Source organism: Paenibacillus sp. P3E, from assembly GCF_001909045.1.
In the GTDB taxonomy this organism is placed as follows: Bacteria; Bacillota; Bacilli; order Paenibacillales; family Paenibacillaceae; genus Paenibacillus_AQ; species Paenibacillus_AQ helianthi.
The window spans coordinates 1-26,640 of sequence record NZ_LVWH01000221.1; the positions used below are offsets into that span (position 1 = coordinate 1).

The 26,640-nt window shown below is 44.7% G+C and carries 29 protein-coding genes and 2 pseudogenes; 6 read left to right on the forward strand and 25 right to left on the reverse strand.

Features of this window, described 5'->3' with window-relative positions; genetic code table 11:
• Positions 1 to 384 precede the first annotated feature (384 nt).
• The 9 genes and pseudogenes from tkt to A3842_RS28615 form a co-directional block, all read right to left on the reverse strand.
• A complete protein-coding gene (gene tkt, locus A3842_RS28575; protein WP_074103555.1) occupies positions 385 to 2,397 on the reverse strand; it encodes a transketolase in 2,013 nt (670 codons plus the stop codon).
• A 103-nt stretch (positions 2,398 to 2,500) separates the two neighbouring features.
• Positions 2,501 to 3,760, reverse strand: coding sequence for a PTS ascorbate transporter subunit IIC (locus tag A3842_RS28580; protein ID WP_074103556.1), 1,260 nt, complete (start codon positions 3,758 to 3,760; stop codon positions 2,501 to 2,503).
• A gap of 31 nt (positions 3,761 to 3,791) precedes the next feature.
• On the reverse strand, positions 3,792 to 4,061 hold the full coding sequence (locus tag A3842_RS28585) for a PTS sugar transporter subunit IIB (protein WP_074103557.1): 270 nt from the start codon (positions 4,059 to 4,061) through the stop codon (positions 3,792 to 3,794).
• Complete coding sequence (locus A3842_RS28590; RefSeq protein ID WP_074103558.1) at positions 4,058 to 6,124, reverse strand: BglG family transcription antiterminator; 2,067 nt, start codon at positions 6,122 to 6,124, stop codon at positions 4,058 to 4,060. The genes A3842_RS28585 and A3842_RS28590 overlap by 4 nt, the downstream gene beginning before the upstream one ends.
• 336 nt (positions 6,125 to 6,460) lie before the next feature.
• Positions 6,461 to 6,895 (reverse strand): annotated as a pseudogene (locus A3842_RS28595) (transposase); the annotation flags it as partial.
• Between the two features lie 195 nt (positions 6,896 to 7,090).
• Entirely contained in the window at positions 7,091 to 7,351 is a 261-nt protein-coding gene (locus A3842_RS28600; RefSeq protein WP_305953403.1) for a hypothetical protein, read from the reverse strand.
• 14 nt (positions 7,352 to 7,365) lie between these two features.
• On the reverse strand, positions 7,366 to 7,842 hold the full coding sequence (locus A3842_RS28605) for a DinB family protein (RefSeq protein WP_074103559.1): 477 nt from the start codon (positions 7,840 to 7,842) through the stop codon (positions 7,366 to 7,368).
• A gap of 283 nt (positions 7,843 to 8,125) precedes the next feature.
• Complete coding sequence (cynS, locus tag A3842_RS28610; protein WP_074103560.1) at positions 8,126 to 8,569, reverse strand: cyanase; 444 nt, start codon at positions 8,567 to 8,569, stop codon at positions 8,126 to 8,128.
• A 34-nt stretch (positions 8,570 to 8,603) separates the two neighbouring features.
• Positions 8,604 to 9,188 (reverse strand): beta-class carbonic anhydrase, encoded by a 585-nt coding sequence (locus A3842_RS28615; protein WP_074103561.1) that lies wholly within the window; start codon positions 9,186 to 9,188, stop codon positions 8,604 to 8,606.
• Between the two features lie 159 nt (positions 9,189 to 9,347).
• On the opposite strand from A3842_RS28615, the gene A3842_RS28620 reads away from it, so the two are divergent.
• On the forward strand, positions 9,348 to 9,764 hold the full coding sequence (locus tag A3842_RS28620) for an Lrp/AsnC family transcriptional regulator (RefSeq protein ID WP_074103562.1): 417 nt from the start codon (positions 9,348 to 9,350) through the stop codon (positions 9,762 to 9,764).
• A 118-nt stretch (positions 9,765 to 9,882) separates the two neighbouring features.
• On the opposite strand, the pseudogene A3842_RS28625 reads toward A3842_RS28620, so the two are convergent.
• From A3842_RS28625 to A3842_RS28665, 9 genes and pseudogenes are all read right to left on the reverse strand, one after another.
• Positions 9,883 to 10,101 (reverse strand): annotated as a pseudogene (locus tag A3842_RS28625) (alpha/beta hydrolase fold domain-containing protein); the annotation flags it as partial.
• A gap of 37 nt (positions 10,102 to 10,138) precedes the next feature.
• Positions 10,139 to 10,660: a thiol peroxidase gene (gene tpx, locus A3842_RS28630; protein WP_074103563.1), complete on the reverse strand. Its 522-nt coding sequence runs from the start codon at positions 10,658 to 10,660 to the stop codon at positions 10,139 to 10,141.
• A gap of 304 nt (positions 10,661 to 10,964) precedes the next feature.
• On the reverse strand, positions 10,965 to 11,213 hold the full coding sequence (locus A3842_RS28635) for an FAD-dependent oxidoreductase (RefSeq protein ID WP_074103564.1): 249 nt from the start codon (positions 11,211 to 11,213) through the stop codon (positions 10,965 to 10,967).
• 137 nt (positions 11,214 to 11,350) lie between these two features.
• The gene (locus tag A3842_RS28640; RefSeq protein ID WP_074103565.1) at positions 11,351 to 12,100 is read right to left on the reverse strand and encodes an amino acid ABC transporter ATP-binding protein; all 750 of its coding nucleotides are present in this window, start codon (positions 12,098 to 12,100) and stop codon (positions 11,351 to 11,353) included.
• A gap of 35 nt (positions 12,101 to 12,135) precedes the next feature.
• Complete coding sequence (locus A3842_RS28645) at positions 12,136 to 12,807, reverse strand: ABC transporter permease subunit (RefSeq protein ID WP_074103566.1); 672 nt, start codon at positions 12,805 to 12,807, stop codon at positions 12,136 to 12,138.
• A gap of 15 nt (positions 12,808 to 12,822) precedes the next feature.
• Entirely contained in the window at positions 12,823 to 13,662 is an 840-nt protein-coding gene (locus A3842_RS28650) for an amino acid ABC transporter substrate-binding protein (protein ID WP_074103567.1), read from the reverse strand.
• A 45-nt stretch (positions 13,663 to 13,707) separates the two neighbouring features.
• Positions 13,708 to 13,932, reverse strand: coding sequence for a hypothetical protein (locus A3842_RS28655; RefSeq protein WP_074103568.1), 225 nt, complete (start codon positions 13,930 to 13,932; stop codon positions 13,708 to 13,710).
• Positions 13,933 to 14,380: 448 nt separating this feature from the next.
• Entirely contained in the window at positions 14,381 to 14,794 is a 414-nt protein-coding gene (locus tag A3842_RS28660; RefSeq protein WP_074103569.1) for a nuclear transport factor 2 family protein, read from the reverse strand.
• Between the two features lie 39 nt (positions 14,795 to 14,833).
• Positions 14,834 to 15,247: a nuclear transport factor 2 family protein gene (locus A3842_RS28665; RefSeq protein WP_074103570.1), complete on the reverse strand. Its 414-nt coding sequence runs from the start codon at positions 15,245 to 15,247 to the stop codon at positions 14,834 to 14,836.
• Between the two features lie 179 nt (positions 15,248 to 15,426).
• Between A3842_RS28665 and A3842_RS28670 the strand changes: the two genes are divergently transcribed.
• On the forward strand, positions 15,427 to 16,404 hold the full coding sequence (locus tag A3842_RS28670; RefSeq protein ID WP_074103571.1) for a GntR family transcriptional regulator: 978 nt from the start codon (positions 15,427 to 15,429) through the stop codon (positions 16,402 to 16,404).
• Between the two features lie 314 nt (positions 16,405 to 16,718).
• On the forward strand, positions 16,719 to 17,630 hold the full coding sequence (locus A3842_RS28675) for a pyridoxamine 5'-phosphate oxidase family protein (protein ID WP_074103572.1): 912 nt from the start codon (positions 16,719 to 16,721) through the stop codon (positions 17,628 to 17,630).
• A 160-nt stretch (positions 17,631 to 17,790) separates the two neighbouring features.
• Here the strand turns inward: A3842_RS28675 and A3842_RS28680 are convergent, their stop codons facing one another.
• From A3842_RS28680 to A3842_RS31695, 7 genes are all read right to left on the reverse strand, one after another.
• Entirely contained in the window at positions 17,791 to 19,359 is a 1,569-nt protein-coding gene (locus A3842_RS28680) for an acetolactate synthase large subunit (protein ID WP_074103573.1), read from the reverse strand.
• Positions 19,360 to 19,445: 86 nt separating this feature from the next.
• A complete protein-coding gene (locus tag A3842_RS28685) occupies positions 19,446 to 19,898 on the reverse strand; it encodes a VOC family protein (RefSeq protein ID WP_074103574.1) in 453 nt (150 codons plus the stop codon).
• A gap of 138 nt (positions 19,899 to 20,036) precedes the next feature.
• Entirely contained in the window at positions 20,037 to 21,041 is a 1,005-nt protein-coding gene (locus A3842_RS28690; RefSeq protein ID WP_371916027.1) for a GerAB/ArcD/ProY family transporter, read from the reverse strand.
• Positions 21,042 to 21,129: 88 nt separating this feature from the next.
• Positions 21,130 to 21,351: a hypothetical protein gene (locus tag A3842_RS28695; RefSeq protein ID WP_074103576.1), complete on the reverse strand. Its 222-nt coding sequence runs from the start codon at positions 21,349 to 21,351 to the stop codon at positions 21,130 to 21,132.
• A gap of 14 nt (positions 21,352 to 21,365) precedes the next feature.
• Positions 21,366 to 22,457 (reverse strand): Ger(x)C family spore germination protein, encoded by a 1,092-nt coding sequence (locus A3842_RS28700; protein WP_074103577.1) that lies wholly within the window; start codon positions 22,455 to 22,457, stop codon positions 21,366 to 21,368.
• Positions 22,458 to 22,469: 12 nt separating this feature from the next.
• Entirely contained in the window at positions 22,470 to 23,852 is a 1,383-nt protein-coding gene (locus tag A3842_RS28705) for a spore germination protein (protein ID WP_074103578.1), read from the reverse strand.
• Between the two features lie 484 nt (positions 23,853 to 24,336).
• Positions 24,337 to 24,498 carry an N-acetyltransferase gene (locus A3842_RS31695; protein WP_256701912.1) on the reverse strand — a complete coding sequence of 54 codons (162 nt, stop codon included), beginning with the start codon at positions 24,496 to 24,498 and terminating at the stop codon, positions 24,337 to 24,339.
• Between the two features lie 237 nt (positions 24,499 to 24,735).
• On the opposite strand from A3842_RS31695, the gene A3842_RS32235 reads away from it, so the two are divergent.
• From A3842_RS32235 to A3842_RS28720, 3 genes are all read left to right on the forward strand, one after another.
• Positions 24,736 to 24,882, forward strand: coding sequence for a DUF1348 family protein (locus A3842_RS32235; RefSeq protein WP_143186395.1), 147 nt, complete (start codon positions 24,736 to 24,738; stop codon positions 24,880 to 24,882).
• A complete protein-coding gene (locus A3842_RS28715) occupies positions 24,879 to 25,448 on the forward strand; it encodes a TetR/AcrR family transcriptional regulator (protein WP_074103579.1) in 570 nt (189 codons plus the stop codon). Before A3842_RS32235 ends, A3842_RS28715 begins: the two co-directional genes overlap by 4 nt.
• A 190-nt stretch (positions 25,449 to 25,638) precedes the next feature.
• Positions 25,639 to 26,475: an alpha/beta fold hydrolase gene (locus A3842_RS28720; protein ID WP_074103580.1), complete on the forward strand. Its 837-nt coding sequence runs from the start codon at positions 25,639 to 25,641 to the stop codon at positions 26,473 to 26,475.
• The last annotated feature ends 165 nt before the right edge of the window (positions 26,476 to 26,640 follow it).

Below are 26,640 nucleotides of genomic sequence, written 5' to 3' on the forward strand. Positions count from 1 at the left end.
GTTCATATACAATCTCCTTTATATTTTGAGTCTTTAGTAATACGAACGTTGGTTAACCCTAAATTAGTATAACAAGTTTTTAGTTATGAGAAATCATCAGAATCTCTAAATCGAGAGAAATTTTTATTAGATGATAGAGGATCGAAAAATACCATTTTAAAATTGTACCCGACTTTAGAAATTATTTTGTCCTCGCTGGTATTGTCGAATTTTTTGAGGTTACCGGAGATACAGGGGGATTCGATAGTTCTGGCCTACAACAACGATCGGGGAACCACTCCAAACTCATGGGCGCTTAATTCACGAACGATCAAAAAAACAAGGAGTATTTACCATAGGCAAACTACTCCTTGCATAGATCAGCATCATTCAATAAGCAATCGGCTATCCTAATTTCTCCAATAATCCCTTCACTCTAGCTACTACATTATCTACGGTAAACCCGTATTCCCGCAGGACTGCGGATTCCGCCCCGGAAGCGCCGAAGCTATTGATAGCCAGCACTTCCCCTTCGAAGCCTACGTACCGATCCCATCCCAGGGAAGCTCCCATCTCTATGGCTAACCGTGCCTCTACCGATGGTGGGAGAATCGAGTCCCGATATTCTCTTGGCTGAGCCTCGAACCGATCCCATGACGGGAAGCTTATTACCGATACAGCAATGTTCTCCTTGGCAAGTTCATGCTTGGCTTCCAGTGCCAACTGTACTTCAGAACCTGACGCCAACAAAAGTGCCTGAGGAATCTCCGTTTCCGACTTGGCGACTACGTATGCTCCCTTGCCAACATCATAATAGGCCTGTTCCTTTGTCCCAGCGATCGTAGGAAGATTCTGGCGTGAAAGAATCAGAGCCGTCGGTGTCTCGCTGGATTCCATGGCGATTCGCCATGCGGCCACTGTCTCATTACCATCTGCCGGGCGGATAACACTAATATTCGGCATTGCCCTTAACGATGCCAATTGCTCAACTGGCTGGTGGGTTGGGCCATCCTCACCGACAGCAATGCTGTCGTGTGTGAACACATACGTAACGGGCAAACTCATTAGGGCTGCCAAGCGAATAGCCGGCCGGAGGTAATCGGAGAAGACAAAGAAAGTACCGCCGAACACCCTCAGACCACCATGAAGCGCCATTCCATTTAGGGCTGCTCCCATCGCAAACTCCCGTACACCAAACCAAATGTTACGTCCGGCATAATTGGAAGCGAAAAAATCACCAGCATCTTTTAATGTTGTTTTGTTGGAGCTAGCGAGGTCGGCAGAACCTCCCACAAATTGCGGAACGGCTTTGGCGATGGCGTTAAGGGCATCCATGGAAGATGCGCGTGAAGCCAGGCTCGTCCCGACTTCATAGGAAGGCAAACCATCTATCCATCCAGCAGGGAAGCGGCCATGAATGGAATCATCCAACTGCCCCGCCAGTTCAGGATACTCTTGCCTGTAGGCAGCTAATAACGCATTCCACTTTACTTCCTTCTGATGCCCCGCCTCAGTTACAAGTGAGCAGAAGTGGCTATATACCTCATCAGGAACATGGAAATCATCTTCAAACTTCCATTGATAGGCCTCTTTGGTTAATCTTGTTTCCTCTTTCCCGAGGGGTGATCCGTGCACATTTGATGTTCCCGCAAAGTTCGGCGATCCGTATCCGATAACAGTTTTAACCTCAATTAACGTGGGGCGGCTCAAGTCTCCCTTTGCTAGCTCAATCGCATTACCGATTTCCTTCAGATCATTCCCGTCTTCTACTCGGATGACTTGCCAGCCGTACGCCTCAAAACGTTGTTCCACACTTTCAGAGAAGGTATGCTTCAATTCCCCGTCGAGACAAATATCGTTGGAATCATATAACACTACAAGGCGTCCAAGCTTTAAGTGAGCCGCGAGGGAAGCCGCTTCGCCGGATATGCCTTCCATTAGATCACCATCACCGCACAGAGCATAGGTAAAGTGGTTAACCACATCGTAGCCCACTTTGTTATAAGTTGCTGCCAAATGCCGTTCTGCCATAGCCATCCCCACGGCCATTGCAATCCCTTGTCCCAAAGGTCCGGTTGTAGCTTCAACACCCGGAGTGTGTCCATATTCGGGATGACCCGGTGTCGTACTGCCCCATTGGCGGAAGTTCCTGAGATCTTCCATGGGTACACCATATCCGGACAAATGTAGCAAGCTGTAAAGTAACATCGACCCGTGACCGGCAGATAATACGAACCTGTCCCTATTGAACCACTTAGGATTGCCGGGATTATGATTCATATGCTTCACCCATAATTCATAGGCCATTGGAGCGGCCCCCATGGGCAGACCTGGATGACCGGAGTTAGCCTTCTCTATGGCATCTATGGACAGTGTTCTAATTGTTTTAATGGACAACTCATCTTGTATATTCACTATTTAGTTCCCCCATTTGCCCATCAGAAAGAATTGCACAGTCCGTGAGTTCTGTGCAATTTTCTCTGGTGGTTCTATTCTTTTACACTCATAAAACTTAAGCTGCTCAAAATATCTTTGCAAATCCAAGAATAATGACGCCGACGATTCCAAAATCCGAGTCACCAAATGTTGTTCCGCTAAATCCTACATCCCCCAGGAATACCAGTAGAATGGCTGGAAGGAAACTGATAATGAGTCCGTTGGCAAAAGATCCGAGTACCGCTCCGCGTCTGCCACCTGTAGAGTTTCCGAACACCCCGGCAGCGGCCCCTGTAAAGAAATGCGGCACTAGTCCTGGAATAATTACACTTAATCCGACTGCAGGAAGAATGAACATCGACAGCAGCCCCGCCACGAAGCTGGACAAAAATCCTATAATTACCGCATTAGGAGCAAAAGGAAATACAGTTGGGCAATCCAGCGCAGGTTTTGTATTTGGCGCGATTTTTTCAGCAATTCCCTTAAATGCGGGAACAATCTCAGCAATCAGCATACGCACACCGGCGAGGATAATATATACCCCGGCAGCGAATGTGATCGCTTGCATTAATGAGAAGACAATGAAATTAGAACCGCCCGAGAGCTCGGACTCGATGTATCCCGGGCCTGCAAATAAAGCCACGACTACAAAGAAGATTGCCATAGTTAGGGAGACGGCTACTGAGGTATCGCGCAGAAATCCTAGGGATTGCGGAACCTTGATTTGTTCTGTCGTCTTTTCCTTATTTCCGAACCATTTTCCGATCTTAGCGGAGATAAAGTAACCAATGGTGCCAAAGTGGCCAATGGCAAAGTCATCGCTTCCGGTTATTTGCCGTACAAACGGTTGAAGCATAGCGGGAAAGATAACCATACACAGACCGAGAAGGATTGCACCAATCAGGATCAAGGCAAACCCTTTAAGTCCTCCGACGGATAAAGTCACAGCAATTAAACAAGCCATAAACAACGTATGGTGACCGGTTAAGAAGATATACTTGAGCGGTGTAAACCGGGCTAGCAAGATATTAACGATCATACCAAACACCATAATGAGGGCGGTGGAAGTACCAAAGCTGCTCTGTGCAGCGGCTACAATGGCTTCGTTGTTCGGAATGACACCCGTTACTTTAAAGGCATAGTTAAACATCTGACTGAATATATCAAGCGAGCCAATTAGAACTGTTGCTCCTGCTCCAATAATGACAAAACCCATAACCGTTTTTAAGGTACCAGAAACAATATTGGCCGCAGATTTACGTTGTAACAGCAATCCTATGAGAGCAAAAAGGCCCACTAATATGGATGGTGTACCCAGAATATCTTTCATGATAAGATTTAACATTACAAGCCCCCCCCGTTTACGTTTTTTTATTTTATGCCAAATGCGGTTGCAATTTGGAGGTAATCTCCGGGATACTCATCATGTTCTCAAGGGTAACGATCGCACGGCTTCCATCATCCAGTTGTCCCATGATATCCGCTGCTCCGATGTAAATATCCGCCTGCACGGTTCTGGCGGATGCCAGATCGGTATGATCCACTTCCGCTGTCTTGCCCATCTCTGTCAAAGCCTTTTTAACATTGATCTCCATAATAAAGCTGCTCCCGAGCCCGTTTCCACATACAACCATAATCTTTTTCATATTGTTTCCTCCTTAGAATATTTATGAATGTAATCTAACAGGACTGACTTATCTTGGCTCTGCAAAATATCTTCAATATTGGATGGTTCACCAAGCATTTGTGAAAGCTGCACCAACGCGCGCAAGTGGGATGACCTGTCGGCAGCAGCCAATACAATAATTAGCCGTACCGGTTTATCCGGTGAGAAATCTACGGCTTCATCCAGTCTTAGCAGACTCATGGATAGAGACAGGACACCTTGATCAGGACGTGCATGCGGAATCGCTACCCCGGGAGTAATGACTACATATGGGCCGTTCCCTTCTATGGAATGAATCATGGCTTCCACATATCTTTCTTCAATGGTCCCCGTTTCAATTAGAGGCTCCGCCGCAAGCTTAATTCCTTCTCTCCAGTCGGATACACGGGACTCAAACCGGATCATTTGCTCTGTAATTAATTGTTCTAACACTGGTTTCTCCGCCCCTTCCAAGGAATGTTTATTTGTCTTTTGTGTATGCGTGTAAATATGGGATTGAAGTGCACTCTCAAGTTGGTCAGGTTCATGAATAGTTGCATACTGGGATACAACCTTTAACATCATCTCAATATCCAGGTTCTGCATGGTATAACCGTACAATTCCTGCATTACTTGCTGACGCAGCTTTTGTTTGTCCTGAATCTCCAGAATAGGGGGTACTACGAACAGAGTCGCTGTTGTTCTCAGGTGTACTGTTGAAAAAACAAGATCATAAGCAAAGCCGTAATTTGCCGCATCCCTGACGGATAGTGCATCCAGGAATAGAATATCCGGGAATAGTTCCCGTAAGGTATAGATTAATATATTACTTATTCCAATTCCGTTAGCGCAGACTACAATCGCACGCTTCCGGTCATCCAGTGTAGTACCCTGCCTGCGGAGCCATCCCCCGAAATGAGTGGTAAAGTATGCCACTTCACCTTGTGGAACCGGACAGCCTATCACCCGTTCTACCGGCTTCAAGGATTTTTTTGTAAGATGATACAGTTCGGGATACACCTTCTGAATTCGTTCTTTCAGAGTATTGATATGAGGGTTACGATACAGCATCCGATAATAAGCAGGCCGGAAATGAACGTAGAGTTGCTGATAGAACAATTCCTTGTTATGCAGATTTACGCACGCCAGCCGCTCGAACTCATCCACGATCTCCAGGATAAGCTCCTGTATCACATGATCCTCTTGGAGAAGAGAGGTGTCTCTCGTTTTATTCATGCTTAGCAGATGTAATGTCGCATACAGACATTCCTTCTGACTCCATACCGATTGGAACAAGCTTTGCTGCGTCATTCGCTCGACAATCTCATATTCTTTCGTAAAAATGAGCGGTTCCCAGCTAAGATTGGCGTAGAGTGTTTCGCCCTTTGCAATAAGCTGATCGGTACAAACAAATAGAAAAGTCAGCTCCTGGAGACGTTCATCAGTAAACGCAATCCCCAGTTCCCTTTCCATCTGTTCCAATTGTCTTTGCACTAAGAGAATTTGTTCTTCGCGATCTCCCCATATGCATTGGATAATGAGATGGTTGCTGGTACTATGCAATACATCATGTATGAGTTGTTCGATGAAATATCTCTTGTTATTGCTGTCGCCCTGGATAAAGTAACCCTCTTGCTTGGAATATTGAATTTGAAGATGGTGCTGCTGCATTTTGGTCTTAAGCCTCTGTAAATCTTTCAATACGGTATTGCGAGAGACTCCCGTAATGGATTGAAAGTGATAGACAGACAGTGGCTCCTGGCTGAGCAGAAGCATCAGGTAGAATACCTTTTCCCGATCCGTCTCAGAAAACACATAAGTGCGTTTCGTGAGCCTTTCCGGCAAATCCTCCTCTCCGATTTTATCAGTCAAGTAGTATCCAGCTTTTCGATCATAACTGATGGGTCGGTATCCATGGGATTTGAGCCAGTCATTGGCTTTTCCAATGCCATACTGGACTTGTCTCCGAGTCAGGCCGGTCTGTGCTTCAAGCTCAGCCATGTTCAATACAGATGATTGTTGTAATAGCCGCAGTAAGCTGGCACTTCGTTCATCTAATACCATCGTATTGTCCTCCCCTTCATTTACAATACAGCACGTTCTACGGAAACTGTATTGTTTTTGGGTCCGTTTATTGTTGTACCATCTGCACAATAATATACCCTTTGAAAGGGCTTGCAAGAATGCCGGACTTCCGGCCAACAAAGACCTTGCTTTACCCACCGTCAAAGAGAAACCCAACCGAAGACAATTTGCATTCTTCTTAATTCCTAGCCTGTTAACGGATACTACGTTCGGTCCGATCAGCAAAATACTTGAAACTTTCTAAATTCAAGGATAAGTTCCCGGCTTCTCCAGCCTCCGTAGGTTTTCAAAGTTGATTTGATAATAAATAAGATTGGATTTCATCTTTTTCAGTTTCTTTTCCTCTACATTGTAACGATGTGCCGATCGTGTTTCCGGATTTGTCATAACCATACTCATTGTCATGAGATAAAGAAAATGACGTAAACGTGGCCGACCTCGTTTGCTGAGCACCATCTTTCCTCGCTATTTCCCGGAGCTAGCTTCACCTGGATTTAACCCAGCATGCCGTAGTAAAGCATTTCCGTGCGTATATCCGCTTAGATCACCAGCCTCACCGAGTACACCAGCTAGATTCGTAACATAGATGCCTCGTATCTCAAGGAGCTTCTGTGTATAAGGAATACGCCCAATAATGAGGCGGAGCTCATGCTCAATTTGTTCAAGCTGGCGCTGGGCCAGGTCATATTCTTCGAGTAGTTGCCCAAGATTGAGCTTGTATGTGTGGAGTGCCTGAGTGGCACCCACACTGTTAAAACGATGCCTCAATCCCTCTATACCGTAGATGGTGGGATGGTAGCTCAATAATTACGATAAGAAGTTCCCAATAACGGAAATATACAATGAAATACGATATAAAAAAGACCTTAGTCCCACAAGATATGGAGGTTGAGTCTTTGTATGCTCCAAATTAGCCGAATGAAACCCCCTTAGAACATTTTTAGTTTAACTAAACCTACGTACCCCGTATGACTCTTGCTCATCAAGTAATCCATTCCAGTAACCCAGAATGCTCTCCACCGTTAGCTCGTTCAGCTTCATATCTTTGCGGCTCAGAATGTTGTCCGCCAGATCATCGCCATTGATATCAACGTCTTTGCCTTTGGCGTTCTCGTGGGCCTTGTTGTTAAAAGCTTGCTCATGCTTCAGCACAAGTGTAATCGTATCTTGGCTAGCCTTTGTTTTGTCCGCGATATACTGCATCATTTCTTGTTTATTAATTAAGTTCGTGTCTTAATTATGCTCCTAATATTCTTAATTGTCGCAAAGTGCATTGCTTCATGGTAGATAAGAAAACCCAGTAACTGTTCTACCGTTGTATAGGTGAGTCCTGTAGACGACTTATAGTGAGGAGTGATTTCTTCTTTCAATTTGCTTGCAAGCACCGATTCAACTCTATCAATTTGTTCAGTTAACAAGTTAATTATTTGAGACATCGTTGGAGGTTCTGCATCCCAGTCTGAAGGTTTAGTTCCTGGATCAAACAACTTGCTAAAATTAGTAGGGACTTTAGTTTCTTCCCCAGTAAGCCGGAAAGCAAACTTCTCAAGTACAACATACATGTGGCCTAGATTCCATTTTATGTTGTTATTCAATCCTGTTGGAACTATTTCCGCGGAAGAATCACTTATGCTTCTCACATAATCAACCGTTTGACGGCGAACAAATCCCAATTGATCTAAGACAAAATTACCCATGATTTTGAACCTCCCATAAAGTCACTGACGAATTTCCGAGCACGTCCAAGTATTCAAAAGTGGATTGAGGCGGAGCGGGCAGGCCTAATACATTGGTTGCTGGAGCAACGTCGGCCTTGCGGCCGTTCGCTCATAGCAGGTATATCGGGCCGCCCGAGGCTCCGGGTCAAGCTGCTAATCGATAGTCGCTAAACTTACTTTCAAAGTTTTCACGGTTTCATTGAGGGAATCTAAACAGAGTAGTAATCCCAAGTTATTCGATAAGACTGAAAAAAGTTAGAAATTACCACTTTCTATATGGCAAAAACTTTCCGTTCAGGGTAATAAATACGCGGTCGCCTTTTGGATCCTCTTTTTTTTGAAGATCTAATTCGAAATCAATAGCGCTCATAATGCCTTCACCAAATTTTTCTTGAATTAGTTCTTTGATGGTAGGACCGTACACCATTAGCGCTTCATAAAAGCGATACAACAGCGGATCAGTTGGTGGCATCTGAACAGCAGACCCTCTTTGAGGGATATGAGTAAGGGCCTCAATAACTTCCTTATCCAAATCTAAGAGAGCGCCTACTTTCTGAGCTTGTTCTGGTGTCATGGTAGCTTGTCCAAGAAGTGCTGTTGTAACCCAAGTTTCTGCATTCTCTGTAACTGAAGCGATATCCAACCAAGTTAGATTTTTTGCAATTTTAGCATCGATAACCTTTTGAGCGGCTTGTTGTCTGTCCATATTCGTAACATCCCTTCTATATTTGCATTGAAAACTAATTTTTCATGCCAACTGGTATTTCTTTATATCCATCGACTATGAGATCCAGCTTACCAGTATCAGGAGCAATGACCAGTCCGTGCACAGGTACATCTTTAGGCATCAAGGGGTGATTGCGTACTAAATCAATGTTGGCCTTGATCGAATCAACAACATTAGAAAATCCGAACAACCATTTTTCCAGATCGACCCCAGTATATTCAAGGGTTTGGAGAGCTTCTGGCGTCACAACTCCACGATCAATTGCCTTTTGCAATGTTCCTTTTGGATTACTTTGGCTCATCCCACAGCCGTGATGACCAATAATATATACTTCCTCTGCACTCAGTTCGTATACTGCTGTTACGATACTGCGCATAATACTTCCAAAGGGATGCGAAATAATGCCACCTGCATTTTTAATGATTTTGGCATCGCCATTGTGCAAATTTAAGGCTTTAGGTAACAATTCGACCAATCGAGCATCCATGCACGACACAACGACCATTCGCTTTTTGGGAATCTTTGTTGCTTCGTAAGGTACATACTCTTCATTTTTCACAAAGCAATCGTTGTGCTGTAGGATTTCATGTAAAATCATTTGGATTACCTCCTCTTAGATAATGTATTGCTATCCGCCTCAATTCCAAGGTAAGCTGTAAAGTGAGGATGAACTAAGTATAATAATTTGCGTAGAAAAGCAGAACGAGTTGGCGAAAACCTTTCCCTGCTTTAAATTTCATGATGAAAGGGTTTAATCATGTTAGATGAGATCGATCTGAAAATTTTGGATTTATTGAAGAGAAACTCACGGATGCTTTGGAAAGATATTGGTCAAGAAATACATATGACCGGACAATCTGTTGGAAACCGTATTCGTAGGCTCGAGGATTTGGGAGTCATTGAACAATATACGATTACAACCAATAAAAGCAAACTCGGATTGCCTATAACCGCCTTCATTACTGTCTTTGTTGAAACTGCTAATCACAAAGAGTTCCTTAAGTTTTTTATGTCAGAAGATGCGATCACTGAAGGGCACCGAATCAGTGGGGATGGATGTTTTCTGTTAACCGCTCATCTTACCTCCAATGATGAGCTTGACACTCTTCTGGCCAGGCTTCTAGAACACGGGAATTATCGTGTTAACCTCTCCATTGGGAAGTTGAAATCTTAAGATCGTCTCAGGTCATGTCCCGAGGTACACGAGAACTATAAGCATCGTCCAGCACAATGAACATGATGCCGTCACCCTTTCTTATGATTATAAAAAAGTGAACCGGACAGAAAAGTAACTACCTCTCAAACGGACCATCCGACAGCATAATGACACTGCAACCACTCACGATGAAGTGTACGTCGGTTACCGGTACGCCGGCATCCCTGAGTTTGTTGGCATAAGCCTCGCCTTCGTCACGCAGGACATCAGCTTCCGCAGTGATGATCAGTGCTTCCGGCAATCCCTTCAACTCTTCAGTCGTTGCACGAAGTGGTGAAGCGTAAATTTCGCTTTGGTTTTATTCATTGTAGTAATCCTCCCGTGTAATAGATTTAACCGACTAATTCTCTCAACGCATTCAATGCAGATTCATAATTAGGATGTTCGGACATCTCCCTCAGATACTCCACGTATTGGATCGTGTCGTCAGCGTCAATGATAAAGATAGCGCGTTGGTCAAGTTGCAGTTCTTTAATCAGTACGCCATACGCTTGACCAAAGGATCGGTGTTTGTAATCCGATAAAGCAACGACCTTATCAATGCCCGCAACCGAACAAAACCGGCTCTGAGCAAAGGGCAAGTCGACAGAGATCGTCAAGATGACAACATTTTCACCTAGGTTTGCCGCCTCTTGGTTAAAACGGCGCGTCTGAGCGTCGCAAACTCCGGTATCGAGGGAAGGAACGACAGAGATTAATTTGACTTTGCCCTCATAATCAGAAAGGCTTGCTTCCGTCATCAAATCTTTATTTATTTTAAAACCGGGCGCTTGGTCCCCTACCTTTAATTCCGGACCTAACAGTGTAATCGGCAGTCCAACAAGCGTTGCTACTCCTGTACGTTCTTGTACCATAAATAATGACCTCCATATAAAATTATCTAAGTATTGAAAAATGATCCCTTTCTCCGTTTCTTCTTTACTGCCGAAAGTCCGATAAAAAACGCTCACAATCCAGGGTTGCCGTGCAACTTATGCCTGACGGTAGGTATGATCCTGGAGGCGCCGGGAACAACTTCAATATTACCCAGTTCGTCGGTTTTGAGCCGATCTTACAGGAATTTAGTGTTCGGCTGTTGGCCCATCGCCAGAGAAGATAGAATGCGTTCCAAAGACTTCTTCCTGGTAGTTTGCGTTATCACGAACTTTCAGGCCAGCGTTAGAAACGACTCGTGTCGGCGTGTAATCGAGACTCCACTGAATTTTTGCATTGCCCCTGCGCGATATCGCCGCCGACCACGATAATTTTCTTATTCCGGAAGAAACATCCGTCGCAAGTCGCATAGGCGCTGACTCCTCTGCCGATATTCTCCGTTTCGCCGGGAACGCCCATTTTTACCGCTGATTCTCCGATAGAAATGATGAGTGCGTCCGCCTTGACTTCAGCTCTTCCTTCCATAGACAGCATGATCAGACTCGCAAAACATCGCTTCGCTCGGGAGAACTGGCTAATTATTATATCCGTTAACCAAATATTCCAGCTTGGTGCCGTTGCCCAAGCTTAATGACATTATCGTTATGATGAACGATTACCCGGTTTACATTTTATTTCTGTTCCATCAACAACGAGAGAAACTGCCGGGTACGCGCTTCGCGGGGCTGACTGAAAAACTGCTCTGGCAGCCCCTCCTCCACAATGACGCCTTCATCGAGCAGAATAATACGGTCTGCCACCTCGCGGGCAAACTTCATCTCGTGAGTAACAATTATCATCGTTCGCCCCTCTCCTGCCAATTCCCGGATAACTTTCAACACCTCGCGCACGAGCTCTGGATCGAGCGCAGATGTTGGCTCGTCGAAAAGCAGAATCTCCGGGTCAATTGACATCGCCCGAGCAATGCCTACCCGCTGTTGCTGTCCACCCGAAAGTTGATGCGGATACGCATCGATCTTATCGGCTAATCCAACCTTCGCAAGCAATTGTAACGCCTTTGTCCGTGCTTCGTTCTTTGGCCTGCGCCGTACCGCAATTTGCCCCTCCATCACGTTCTGAAGTGCTGTCAAATGGGGAAATAAGTGGTAGGATTGAAACACCATGCCTGACTGACGCCGCAATGCGAGCACATCTGCCTTCCGCGGCTTCAAGTTCGGACGGAACTCCAGCCGTAGCTTCCCGATTGTAACTGAGCCCGCTGCAGGAAACTCCAACACATTTAAACATCGCAACAATGTTGACTTGCCGGATCCTGACGGTCCGATCAAAACAAGCACTTGCCCCTGTTCCAACGTCAAATTGATACCGCGAAGCACAAAATTATCGCCGAACGATTTGGTTAATTCGCGGACTTCGATCATTTGGGGGTAACCTCCTAAAAATGAACTCTACCCATTTAAACCATAAAATAACGATTAAAAAACATTTCAAGTCGCCGCTGTAACATTGCCAGCGCCGTGCAAAAAATCAAATATATCAAAGCAACTTCGCTGTAGATCAACAACGGCTCATAGACAGCTGCCGTGATTTGCTGCCCTTTTTGAAATAACTCAGTAACCGTCACCGTTGCTGCAAGCGACGTGTCCTTTACCAACGATATGAACGAATTAGACAATGGCGGCACCGAGACACGCGCCGCCTGGGGTAAGATTATACGGCGTAGCGCCTGCATTCTTGTTTCTCCAAGTGAGAACGCCGCTTCCCACTGCCCCTTTGGAATTGACACGATTGCGGCTCGAATAATCTCCGATCCATAGGCGCCGACACTAAGCGAAAAGCCAATGATCGCTGCCGGGAAGGCGTCAATCAGAATACCAAGGCTGGGTAGCCCATAGAATATAATGAACAATTGGACCAAGAGCGGAGTTCCGCGTATAATCCAGACGTAGAACCTCGCTACTAAAACCAGAGGATAAAAATCCGACAGCCGCGCGAGTGCCGTTAATAGCGCTAGTACAAGTCCCAGCACGAATGAAATCAAAGTGAGAGGAACTGTGAATGCGATTCCTGCTTGCAGCAGGGGCAGAAATGAATCGGTGAAAATATCCAGGTTTGTTCGTTCATTCATGATGCCCCCCCCCTTTTATTTCGAAACGTCCTCGCCGAAATATGCTTTGGAAATTTCTAAGTACCTGCCATCCGCTTTCATATCCAAAATTGCATTATTTACGGCATCTATGAGCTCTTTGTTTCCTTTGCGGAAGAGCATGCCACTTTGCGACACTTGGTCCGTCTCTGCAACCACCTTTATTGGCACATCAGGACGTGCTTTTTTCAAGTCTAGAAATGACAATTTGTCGTTGATCGTAGCATCTATTCGTCCAGAAGTGAGCAAATCGATAGCCTGATTGAATCCATCTACTGAGATAAGCTGTGCGCCATTGGCTTTAGCGATGTCTCCAAGATCACTGGTAAGTGACTGTCCGGACTTCTTCCCTTTGAGATCTGCCAAACTCTTAATGCTAGTATTGTTCTGCTTCACAATGAGAACCGCTTTTGAAAGGATATACGGTTCGGAGAAATCGTACTTTGCCTTCCGGTCATTTCGGATGGTTACTTCGTTTGCAACCATATCGAAACGCTTGGCGTCCAATCCGGCGAGCATACCATCCCATTTCGTTTCTACGAACTTTGCTTTAACCCCAATCCGTTTGGCGATCTCCTCAGCGATTTCTACATCGAAGCCCGTCAATTCGCCGCTTTCGTCATGGAATGTAAACGGTGCATATGTTCCCTCTGTGCCGATCGTGATTTCTCCATTTGATTTAATCATTTTCAGTGAATTGTCGGACGTCTCGTTGTTTTCATTATTAGTGCTGGTATTCGCCCCATTTTCGTTACTTTTACTGCCACATGCCGTTCCACCAAACAGAATTAATGCGGACAGCACCATCAAGCAGATGCTTTGTTGCCAAGTCTTCATATACAGCCCTCCTTTTGATAATGGTATTTCAGACATTCCCATTGTTTATCCCGCACAACCTTCTCCCAAGCAAACAATAAGCTTCCGAAGACTTTGAAATCTGTTGCTGTTATTCGAAATCTCGTTTTTGTTCATTATCGCCTTTTCTTTTAAACGCTCCTCTAAGTCAAGATGGTCCAGCATGAATTTTGTGACATCGTCATACACAACATTCATTTCATGAAGTCGGCTGAACAAGTGGTAGGCTATATCTGCGTCTGAATACGCCATAATCCTCTCCTGCATCTGTGTGGACAAGGCTTCGGTTGTTACATGTAGATGAGCCGGATCCGAAATATTTACTCTGCAAGCGGCAACTGATGATCAACTTCTACTGGGGTTATTCTGAACTGTCGTCTCTTGTTAGCATCATTCTTATGCCACATTACGATTTCGGATATTTTCACAGCTTCCGGTTTCCCTACATAGCAACCAAGTACAGTACAAACTCGGAGCTTCCCATCAACTTCACTCCCAATGCCGTGTGGAGATGCCTCAATTTCATATTTGACCTAAATTGCTAAAATGCGAGACTCTGCGTTACGATAAAATACATCCATCAATATAATGGATGTATTTTACCAAGGGAGGGGCTCCTTTTTGTTGTATAACCTTGGAGAACGGGGCTACCCTGAGTCTTTTTATGACTTGTGGGACAGCCCCTTCTTTGTTAAAACTGTTACTTATAACGCCGGTCGATTTCCTGAATCGGATAATCGTTCGCGCTCATATCCCGACGCTTCATAAGACCATCTTCGGCATACTCCCACAGCTCATTTCCATGCGTCCGCACCCATTGGCCCGTATCGGCATCCCGATACTCGTATTCAAAACGCACGGCGATACGGTTGCCTGTATAGCACCATAGCTCTTTCTTTAGCTTATAGTCCAGCTCTTTCTCCCATTTGCGGGTAAGAAACGCCTTAATAGCTTCGCGTCCCGTGAAAAACTCCGTACGGTTGCGCCAGTTTGAGTCTTCAGTGTAGCCCAAAGCTACCCGCTCCGGGTCTCGTGAATTCCAGGCATCCTCAGCGAATTGAACTTTTGCCAAGGCAGTTTCCAGTGTAAACGGTGGCCGAATATCTTTACTCATGGTGAATCATCCTCTCCATACTTTTGTTTATTAATATCATTACTTATACTTGCGTTCACTTTCTTCAATCGGGAAATCATTGCCCGTCATTTCTCTTCTTCTCATTAATCCATCGTCAGCGAACTCCCAATATTCATTTCCGTGGCATCTCATCCACTGACCTGTCTGCGCATCCTGATATTCATACTCGAAGCGTACGCCGATTCGATTATCCGTATAGCACCACAGCTCCTTCATTAATTTATAATTCAGCTCTCTCTCCCACTTGCGGGTCAAAAAGACCTTAATGGCTTCACGCCCAGTGAAAAATTCCGTGCGGTTACGCCAGTTGGAATCGACGGAATAGCCTAAAGCTACCCGTTCGGGATCACATGAATTCCATGCATCCTCTGCAAACTTTACTTTTGCTAGTGCGGCCTCGTGGGTAAATGGAGGTCGAATATCTTTACTCATGTTGTCATTCCCCTTTCTCTTAATCATAATTTAATAGGTGTTTATATGTATATAATACTAGGTATTTAGGAATAGTCAACACTAAAAGCGCGAAATATCTGCATTGCTTGCATTTCTACGATGATTAAAGTAAATTTAAAGTACCAAACATATAGTAATTAATGAAAGGAGATATAGAAATGGAGAACCATCTCGTTTTGAAGGTGAATCCCAAGCTGACCTTTTCGGTAAACACCCAGATCCGAGAGCAGCTGAAGTGGCTGATCGGAGTCGGACAAATTAAACCGGGCGACATGTTGCCTCCTGCTAACCAACTAGCGGACCTGCTTGGCCTTAACCGGAATACGGTTAATCTCGTCTATAATCAATTGCAGGATGAAGGGATTGTAGAACTGCAGAAGGGCCGCGGCACGACTGTCCTCAATGGTCTGAAGACCGACGAGCTCCAAAGACTTCGTCAGCCCATGCACGATCTGGTGACAACAACAATCCAGGAAGCCGAGCGGCTGGGAATTCCGCTCGATGAGTTTTTCACGGCAGGCCTTGCTTACATTTTGCTGCACAATACGAAAGCATCTCATCCATTGCGGTTATTATTTATCGAATGCAAGGAGCACGATCATATTTTTTATCGCAAGGAAATCGAGCGGGTCACAGGAGCGGATGCCGTAACCGTCTTTCTCGAGGATGTCTCAGAGAATCCCGGCATATTGACCGCTGCGTTGGAGCATGCTAATACGGTCGTCACCACATTGAATCATGCCGATGAGGTAAAAGTCATGCTTGCCGGCTTCGATGTTAAAATTCTAGTCATCGGCGCTACCACCGAAATGTCCTTTTTGTTGGAAGTAGCCAAGCTGGAGCCGGGAAGCAAAGTAAGCTTCGCGTGTCTCGGCAACGCCGGCGCCCAATGGATGTCCAAGAGAGTCGATGATGCAGGAATTAGGCAAATCGAAGCAATAAATGTTGGCTTGAATCATCCGGAGCAATTAAAGGATAAGCTCAAGCATTCGGATAAGGTATATGCTTCTGCCGCCGTCTTTGACGAATTGAAATCATTGGCGCCCAATAAGGTGGAGCTTTACCCCATGGTTCTTGAAAAAAGCAGCGAAACATTGCTCAAAGAAGCTACCGCAACAAATCTTAGTAAAATTTGAACATGCTAAAGCCATAATCCTTGGGATTATGGCTTTAGGTTTAATTCACGTCCTTATCCTTCTGATTAAGTCTACTTTAGAGTAGGTCTTTTATGAGTTCTGTGTACCACCGCGGTGAGATTGCTGTTGAACAACTGGCCGGATCGACAACCATGTCTGAACATTCCGGTAGATCCGTTCGTGGTTACATGCCCCAAGCAGCATCTGATTTTCTTGCAAATCAAACATTTTTCATCATAAGCACGATAGATGGCAACAATAGAGTATGGGCAACTTATCTTTCTGATTAAGTTTACTTTAGAGGAGGAATTTTCATGAATTCTGTGTACCACCGTGGTGAGATAGCTGTTCAACAAATGGCCGGAGCGCTAACCATGGCCGAACAAACCGGTAGATCCGTTCGTGATTACATGCCCCAAGCAGCATCCGATTTTCTTGCGAATCAGACTTTTATCATCATAAGTACGATTGATGGCAACAATAGGGTATGGGCGACACTATTGACCGGTGCCCCCGGATTTGTCAAGCCAATCAACGAGCAAATCGTTCGTATTCATATCTCTCCACTCCAGCAGTCGCAGCTTCGAAGTCATTTAAACTCGATAAAGGAAATTGGCATATTGGCGATCGAACCTACAACCCGGAAAAGAATGCGGCTTAACGGTACAGCTGAGCTGCACTCCGACGGGATTATCGTTAAAGCCGAGCAGGTTTATGCCAACTGCCCGAAATACATTCAAGCCCGAGATCATAGAAGAGCAGGGCTGGAACAAAGAGAAGCCACAGTTTCCCACACAGCTGCAACATGGAATGATAAACAAATTCGCTGGATACAGCAGGCTGATACTTTTTTCATAGCAACGGCTAGTCCAGAACACAAAGCGGATGCTTCCCATCGGGGCGGTTCCCCTGGGTTTATTCATGTCATTGATAATAAAACCCTTGTTTTCCCCGATTATGCCGGGAATTCAATGTACAACACCTTGGGCAATATTTATACTAACCCTCATTGTGGCATGCTCTTCATTGATTACGAGACTGGAAATACGATGCAGCTAACCGGAAAAGCAAAGATATTACCGGACAGTGATGATCTTCTTTCGACATTTCCAGGTGCCCTAAGACTGACCCAATTCGAATTGGAACTATCCATCGAATGGATGAATGCCAATCCGAACGCATGGCCAATGATCAGCTACTCCCCATTCAATCCGAAACTAGTGTGAGATCCTAACTTGTCAATAATAATTTGCCGTGGAGCGAAGACAGTTGCTTTGCTCCTCCACCTTCCTTTTTTAGCTTCTGGGTAAGTTTCTTGTCCAATGGAAAAAGGCCGTCCTGACCTGGACGGCTTTCTCGTTATTGAGCTCTCTGTAGAATTTACGGTTACAAGACAATTTCCAATAAATTTAGATTTCCGCTTTCTAGAGCTTCTTGTAACGCTTGTGAAAATTCTTTGGCGTTACTTGCACGCCGGTGTTCAGCCCCAAAACTATGAGCGAATAACTTGAAATCTGGATTAGTAAAAATCGTCTGCGTGACGGCCAAATTCGCTTCGCGCTGATGCTTCTCTATCATGCTCAAGCGCTGATCATTAAATATAATTATGGTTATTCCAAGACCGAGACGTCTGGCCGTTTCCAATTCCTGAGCGTTCATAAGAAACCCACCATCGCCAGAAACTACAACTATCTGGGATTGGGGTCTAACAAGACCAGCTGAAACGGCGGCTGGAAGTGACGCGCCCATAGAGGCCAAACCATTGTAAATGATGGTCCGGCCCGGGGCTTTGGGTTGATACCAGCGAGACACCCAAACCTTATGCAATCCTACATCGGCAATAACGATAGCATCATCAGGCAAAGCTTCACTGAGTGCCCTCATGACTAAGCGAGGGAGCTCTTGGTCTGACGGTATTCTAAGTATTTCATCGATTCTTTGCTTTCGTAACGCTACAAATGATGCGATATCGGGACGTTGCACAACGGCCGCGGTTAAGGTCTTCAGCGAAGCCTGTATATCACCAATAAGATCCAGCACCACCGGATAATGAGCATCAGTTTCCGCAGGAACCGTGTGAATATTCAGCACCTTGCGAGACGAATCCTCATTCCACACGACGGGATCATATTCGATTAGATCATAGCCAACAGCGATTACCAAGTCCGCTTCCAACAGAGGAAGCAGACGATCCGACCCTGTTGTCCCTCCTACGGCAAACAAGTTATTAGGATGATCGAATGGCAAAATGCCTTTCGCCATATACGTATGAACTAACGGCAGGTTTGCCTTCTCTACAAATTTCAGCAGCGGCACCGCTGCATGACTGCGGATAACCCCGTTTCCTGCAAGAACAATAGGTTTTTTTGCTTCCGCTATAAGCGATGAAGCATGAGACAGTGATGTCAGATCAGGGCTGGAAGTAGCCTGTCTTTTTATAGGAAGAGGAGAAGCTTCGATCTCCTCCTTCGCGATATCCACAGGTAGCTGCAGATGAACAGCACCGACTGATTCCGCCGATGCAAGAGCAAAAGACTTGCGAATGATCTCCGGAATGGTTGATGCCGAGACGATTTGCTGATTGTATTTGGTTATTCCGTTGAATAGTTGTATCGTGTCTATATTCTGGTGCGATTCTTTATGAAGACGAGTCGTTGCCGCCTGACATGTTATTGCGATCACCGGAGAGTTGTCAAGATGAGCGTTGGCGACACCAGTAATAAGATTCGTTGCACCAGGCCCGAGCGTAGCCAGGCATACACCAGGCTTTCCTGTCAGCCTGCCGTAAGCATCCGCCATAAAAGCGGCTCCTTGTTCATGTCTAGTCAGCACAAATCGTATCGAAGATCGCGCCAATGAATCCAAAAGATCAATGGTTTCTTCACCTGGGATTCCAAATATATATTCGACCCCTTCCGCTTCCAGACAACGCACTAAGAGATCGCTAGCCTTCATTTCGCACCTCCAGATGAATTTATCGAATAGTTTGGAGCTGGCTTATCAAATGGTTATCCAGCAGCCGGACTTTATTCTCGTTGCTTTTAGAAAAAGCCGCAAGACGGGCCGCCATGTTGGGCCACCGATCCGTGATGCTGTGCGCCATTCGCCGTGAAAATTTCCAGTCGAACCCCGTCTGGGTCCTCGAAGAAAATCCCCCCGGATTTACTTCCTTCCTGGTGCGTTACAATATTGTCATAGAGAAACGGCGTACGGGCTTCCTTCAATTTGCCTTCGAATCGCTGAACCTCTTCAATAGAATCCACTTCAAACGCCAAATGGTGTAGGCCAGGAGTGTTCGTAGAGAAGCGCCCCTCACTTTGCTCCCACAAGGTGATTAGATTACCGCCCGTTTCTTTCCCGAGAAAAGCGTATTTACGCTGGTCTTCAAAAGATGCCGTTTTTACGACAAGTCCGAAAACGTCGGTATAAAAGGCGATAGATCTTTCAAGCGATGTGACATTGATACCTACATGGCCAACATGAAAATTTGTCATAAATAATTACCCCCCTTATTTTTGTTGTAATACCTATATGTATAGTAATATAGGTATTTCATTTTGTCAATTATCCTTCTTCAGTATTCAGTAAAACATAAAATACCTGCAGCTACTGCCGCAGTGTGGAACCCTTTGTCACTCGAGTCTTGCTCGAATGATAATTTTCAACTTCAAACCTACCCATAGAACTACAGGAATAATGATTTGAAATACCGTAGCATAGATTGCATAGGTTTCCGGGAAGCGGATGATTTCAAGTTGATTTTGAAACATAATCATCGTGATGGACCACACAATCAATCCAACTGGGAAAAGGTAAAACGTGGAGCTTCCATTCCCGGTTATCTTGGAGGCAATCCTAGTTAGAATATAGTACTCAAGAGAAAACTTGATGATCGCAGTCGAGAACCACGCAAGTATAACTAGAGATTCAATGCGAATTTGCGCGTTGCCCATGGTCAAAACGCCGGACGCCACCGCTCCCGGTATGGAAACATATCGCAAATATTCACCCAAAAAACCGACGAAAACAATGTATTTGATCAGATTCGTCGTCATAATACCTAGTACCGGAAAAAGATACCTTTTTATATTTGTTCTGATTTCCGCACAAATTTGAGGTACTAGCAAAAATAGCAAAATTTCACCGGAGGAATTAGTGGAAATTGAGAAAAATTCCTGAAAAAGGGGTTTCCATCCTTCATAAAACAGAGGAAAAAAATAATCGGCTTCAATATCTTGTATACTAAATATGAGAATAACTATATTGGTCAACAAGCATAACGTAGAAAAGAAAACACTTAAGTGGAGAATGGTCCTGATTCCACCTTGAATGCATATCAGCAAGATGGGAATGACCAATAGAGCGGCAACGAATTGCGGAGTCTGCTTCGGTAACATTATATTCCCAATTGTTCCCCAAACGATAGCTAAGTCCTTACCGATCATCAGCAGGACAAAGATCCCGTAAACATAGATCATCAGTTTGGATATAACCCTGCCAAAAGCCAAACGGATCAGATCAAACAGATCATCATGTTCATCACCGAAACGCAAGATCGACCGGTAAAGCGCAAGCAGTGCTAATATCCAAATTCCCCCAAGTATGATCGCCCCCCCTTGATCCTGAGGCCGATTCATTAAACTAAAAGGGATCAATGCTGCAGTTCCGACGCAAACTCCATAGGTTAGGAATGAATCGGAGCCCAAATTAGCTCCTGTTCTCATTTCATGCACCTCCAAAAATGAAGTGGGAAAGCGGTTTTACAAAACGGGTCAAGTAGGTGCTAACGGAAATGTTGGCGTTAAGCAAAGCGACGATAAACAATATGATAGCCAGGCAGGACATGACCCAATCCCCCTTACGGCTGCCGGAATGTCGTGCATATATGCTGCGTAAAATAACCAATCCAATAATTGCAAGCAGCGTAATCAAACCTGTTTTTATCATCAGTTGTTCGCCCCTCAAATATGCAGTCCCACATTCTTAATATGAATCTTCATACGATAAGCAATATCGATATCTGGCAAAATCGTATCCCAATCCTCATTATGTTTTTTCCAATAGGAGGGCCGATATCGGTACAGATGGTCGGCAAGTCCCAATACGTCGGATCGATATCGTGTGTTGACTTTATGTACAAGCTCGGTAAGCTTGGAATTCATTTTTTGCGATAACAGCTCTTCCATCCTCGCAATGTCGTCTGGCGAGACAACAGCCCCAAGCTTTGACTTGTAGACGTCAAAAGTAAGATTACCCTCATAAATGAACTTGGGCCGAACCCCCGTTATTCGGGAAACCAGATTCAATTTGCTGTGGCTGATGATGAATTCTACCGGCTCTCCATTGTATTCTACCGTAACATGTACATTCGATTTCTGACGATTCAATAGAGCGACGAGGGCCATTTCCTCTTCATTCAGATAACCCTTTAGCTTCCCGTGGCTCAAAATCGCAACGCCGGAAACCGCAAGACGCTTCTTGCCTTCGGATTCGACAGTATCCAGCAGGGTAATAACAATGTCTTGAGGTTTGCCAGATGCCTCTTGGAGAAATTGCACTGCTTTAGCTTGAATGCCTTGACGGTCGACTAGCTCTGTTATGGAGGTAGAGATAGACTGTTCCTCTACTGCCGTTGATTTCAGAAGCTCATGCGCAGTGCTTTTGGAAGCTACAATATATGCGCCTCCGCGAATGGAACGGGTACGTAAAAATTCGGAAATTATATCCGTGATTCCTTTTTGCATCATTTTTTCGCCAAAAACCAAGACTTTATTATGTAAAGGCATCACTTCTTTGGGGTGTATCCCACTTTGTCTAGTCATGGCATCTGATATTGTTTTACCCTCTACCGATTCGAGAAAATATTTCGGAGATCCTCCACCTGTTTGACTGCTTCCTTCCTTTTGTATGTTAAGCAGCTCGGTCGTTACGGTAACTCCCTTCTCTTCCTTATCCATGCCTACTGACAACGTGATGGCCAAATCCTCAATTTGAGTCCCGTTATCGCAGCCGATCAGAATGGTAAGCGCCAGGATTACAACCCCTTTCCTCAATGCAATCCCCCCTCAGTCTTTCTTTTGGACCGAATTTATAAACCAAGCTGCAGTGGACTTTCCGTGCACTTTACTGGTCAGGCTCATGTAAGGCTTTCCGAATGATGTCGTGTTAATAAAGTGAGCGGCGATGACGGAAAAGCCCATGAGCAGTCCCGGCAGACCCGCAAATGTAGCTACAGCTAGCAATGGAAATCGCAGCAATCGGGTTGACGTACCAAAGCTGTATTTTGGTACGATATATGAGGCTATCCCAGTAAAGGCCACAACAATGATCGTAGGAGCGGATACAAATCCTGCTTGAACGGCTGCTTCTCCAATAACAAGAGCACCAACAATACTTACAACCTGTCCGACATTTTTGGGAAATCTTATCCCTGCTTCCCGCAGCACTTCGAATATGAACTCCAACAGCAATATTTCCAAAATCAACGGATAAGGAACACCGGATCTGGATGAAGCGAAGCTGATTAACAGTTTGGTTGGAATCAATGCCCAGTGATACGTTGAGATGGCGAGATATATGGAAGGCAAAGTGATCGAGAGTACAAATGCGAATAATCGAAGAAGTTTTACGACTGCGCCAAACACAGGCATTTCATAGTAATCGTCAGGACTTTCCATGAAATTCAAAAAAATAGCCGGGAGCAGAATCGCATCCGGTGTTCCGTCAACGAGAATAACGATTCGACCTTCCATGAGATTACATACAACGGTATCGGGACGCTGTGTATGTTGAATAATCGGAAGGAATTTTAGCTTACGTCTGTCGAGAGCTCTCTCAATCAAGCTTGAATCCGTTATGAAGGGAACATTCATGCTTTCGATTTGCCGTATAATGCCCTTGACCAATTCTTTATCTGCAATGCCGTCGATATAGTAAATTTCCACAGGGGTATGCGAGTAACTACCTAAGGTGACAGATTCGATTCTTAACTGATCCGTCTTCAGCCGTTTTCTTATTAAACTCCGATTAGCTGACAAATCTTCAACAAAACCGTCTTTCGGCCCCCGTGTTGTAACTTCCATCTCAGGTTCCATAATGCTTCGTTTTTCGAATTTTGCCAATCGAACGTCAAGAAACTGATGATGTATTCTACTGATCAGGATAACCGATCCATTCAGCAAAAGTTGAGGTATATTACCATCGTCTTCTTTTATACCAACACCCAAGGCAGCCAAAGAATCGATGATGTTTTGTAAAGAAGCGCTGCTCGGAGAGAATGTCAGCAAAGGCTTAACAACCGATTCCTGACAGAGCTGTAGATCGACAATCCCTTCAATATACAACAAGCAAATATCATGATTTAGAAGATACCGCACAATCAGATCGGACGGATGCTGCATTGCGTCTTCAATTCGGTTTACCCTTGCAAGTAACGAATCCATTTCCATTATGTTCACCCAAGGACATTATGTCCCAGAGCAACTTAGACTATGCATAAGCGGCAGCCCCCACCTTGTTTACAAGATGAGGGCTGTTTCTCACAGATATAGATTTGTTAGTATTTACATACCCGGCATGTCAGCGGTAACAACTCCGACCACGGAAGCAACTTGTCTAGCACATTTTGATCTTTGGGATCGAGCAATGGCCTGTTGCTCTTCAACTTCGTTATGTCTTTCCTGTAGTAAATACTACGAAATCGTTGCAAACAACCTCCATTCCAAAAACGATTTTTTTGAAAGGTCGTTGAGATCTGGTTTTATCTTGATTCCTTTACGCAATATACCTCGATATTTGCATCATTCTGCTTATAAAGGCTGTGCCGATTATTCTCCACTTTATAACATTTTTAAACTAACCATGCAAAAGGCCGCCCAGTCATTAATTGGCAGCCTTTTGCATTAGAACCTTATCACAATCCTAATTAAATTGTCATTTATTAAGCACATCCGCGTATTCAGGGGTACGATCAAAACGTCCCCCGGCGAACGTACATAAGGGTAAAATTTTTACGCCGTTTTCCCGCGCATGCTCCACCATAGCTTTAAGTAGCAAATCGACAAATCCTTTTCTTCCGTAAGCAATCTCGACCAAGGTGGTGTTCTACATTAACCACACTCCTGCCCTCTTCCTTTGCTGGATATTCGTTGTCCAGGCGCCCATACGTCAGTGCTCCGCCTAATGTTTCAATATGCCGAGCAATTGCATCCGTATTATCGCCATCGGGGTTAACCTAATGAATAACTTTTACTGGCCATGAAATATTAACTTGTTTTAATAAACCGAACGGTTTATACTAATACAAACAGTACAGAAAGTGAGGAAAGTTTAATGAAAAATTTAACTCCCCCATTCACTCGCGAAACGGCGATCCTAAAAAAACGTATGGCAGAAGACAGCTGGAATAGCCGTAAATTCCATTGGCCTCTCGGTTCGCGTCCTGCTGATCATCCAAGCTTAAGCGAGTTAAACCTATGACTCGTACTGTTTTTGAAAAATCTGATGTCATCCCTCTCGTTACTGAGGTATTTCGTGAATTAGGTTATGAAGGTGCATCTATAAGTAAAATTACAGCCCGTACGCGTCTATCCAAAGGAAGCCTATATTATTTTTTTCCGGGTGGAAAAGATGAGATGGTTGCTGAAATTCTTACTCACATTGATCAATGGTTTATCAAGAACATTTTTGAACCGCTCGAAAAGAATGAACCCCGAGCAGCCATTGATCATATGTGGCAAGCGGTCGATACTTATTTTCAATCTGGACAGCGTATATGCCTTATGGGTGCATTCGCTTTGGACGGAACAAGAGATCGATTCGCTACTGTAATTCGGCAATATTTTATGAGATGGATTGAAGCCTTAAGCGCGGCACTAGTTCAAACAGGGATCTCTAAAGAGACTGCTGATCAAATTTCAGAGGAAGCAATTGCTAGTGTTCAAGGGGGGTTGGTTCTGAGTAGGGCGCTCAATGATGAATCCTTTTTTGAACGTACGTTGGCCAATCTGGCACAGCGAGTCTCAACTTATCATCGTCGTAACTAAAATGCTTACAATATTATATCGTAACTTCGGGGGTTTTCTGCAGGCATCCAACCACTGTCCGATGCTACATCTGGCTGATTTATAGTGGAGCGCCACAAATGTTCTTATTTATATTAGTGCCGGTTAAATGGGAATAATACGCGCAACGCTATTGATTCAAACAAAAATAAAACTAACGGAGTGATTTTACATGGCTAAACTAAATGTAGGCGAAGAAAATGCACAACCAATTGAACTGTATTATGAAGATCATGGTGCGGGAAAACCAATCATTCTGATTCATGGCTGGCCCTTGAGTGGACGATCCTGGGAAATGCAAGTACCTGCCCTGATCGAAGCAGGTTACCGTGTGATCACGTATGATCGTCGTGGATTCGGTCAGTCTTCCCAACCTTGGGATGGTTATGAATATGATACCTTTGCTTCGGATTTGCATAAATTGATTTTGCACCTTGATCTGCGCGATGCTACACTAGTCGGGTTCTCCATGGGTGGCGGCGAAGTAGCACGTTATGTGGGAACCTACGGAACAGAACGCGTTTCTAAAGCCGTATTTGCTGGAGCGGTTCCTCCTTACCTCTATTTAACCGAGGATAATCCTCAAGGAGGATTGGATGATGCAACGATTGCAGAATTTCAAAATGGGGTAAAATCGGATCGTCTGGCATTCCTGGATGGTTTCACAAGTGGCTTTTTCGCTGCTGGAGAACGTACAGACCTTGTGAGCGAACCATTCCGTATTTATAACCGGGATATTGCTGCTCTGGCTTCACCTAAAGGCACGTTGGATTGCATTGCTGCCTTTGCCCTTACCGATTTCCGACAGGATTTGAAGAAATTTAACATTCCAACACTGGTTATTCATGGTGATTCAGATGCCATCGTGCCTTTGGAGGTGAGTGGACAACGTACCCATGAATCTATCCCTGGCAGCCGTCTGGTGGTTGTCGAAGGTGGACCACACGGATTTAATGCGACCCACCATGAACAATTTAATTCAGCTTTAATTGAATTCTTGCAGGGTTAAGGTTACTTCATTATAAGGTACGAAACAAAAGAGCAGAATGCCCCATATGAAGATGGGGTGTTCTGCTTGTATTTCATATGATAATTGGAAAAGACTTGTTACTGATAAGATAAAAGTATCACAATCCGACAATTCTCTTTTAGCTATTGTATTGCCCAATTATAG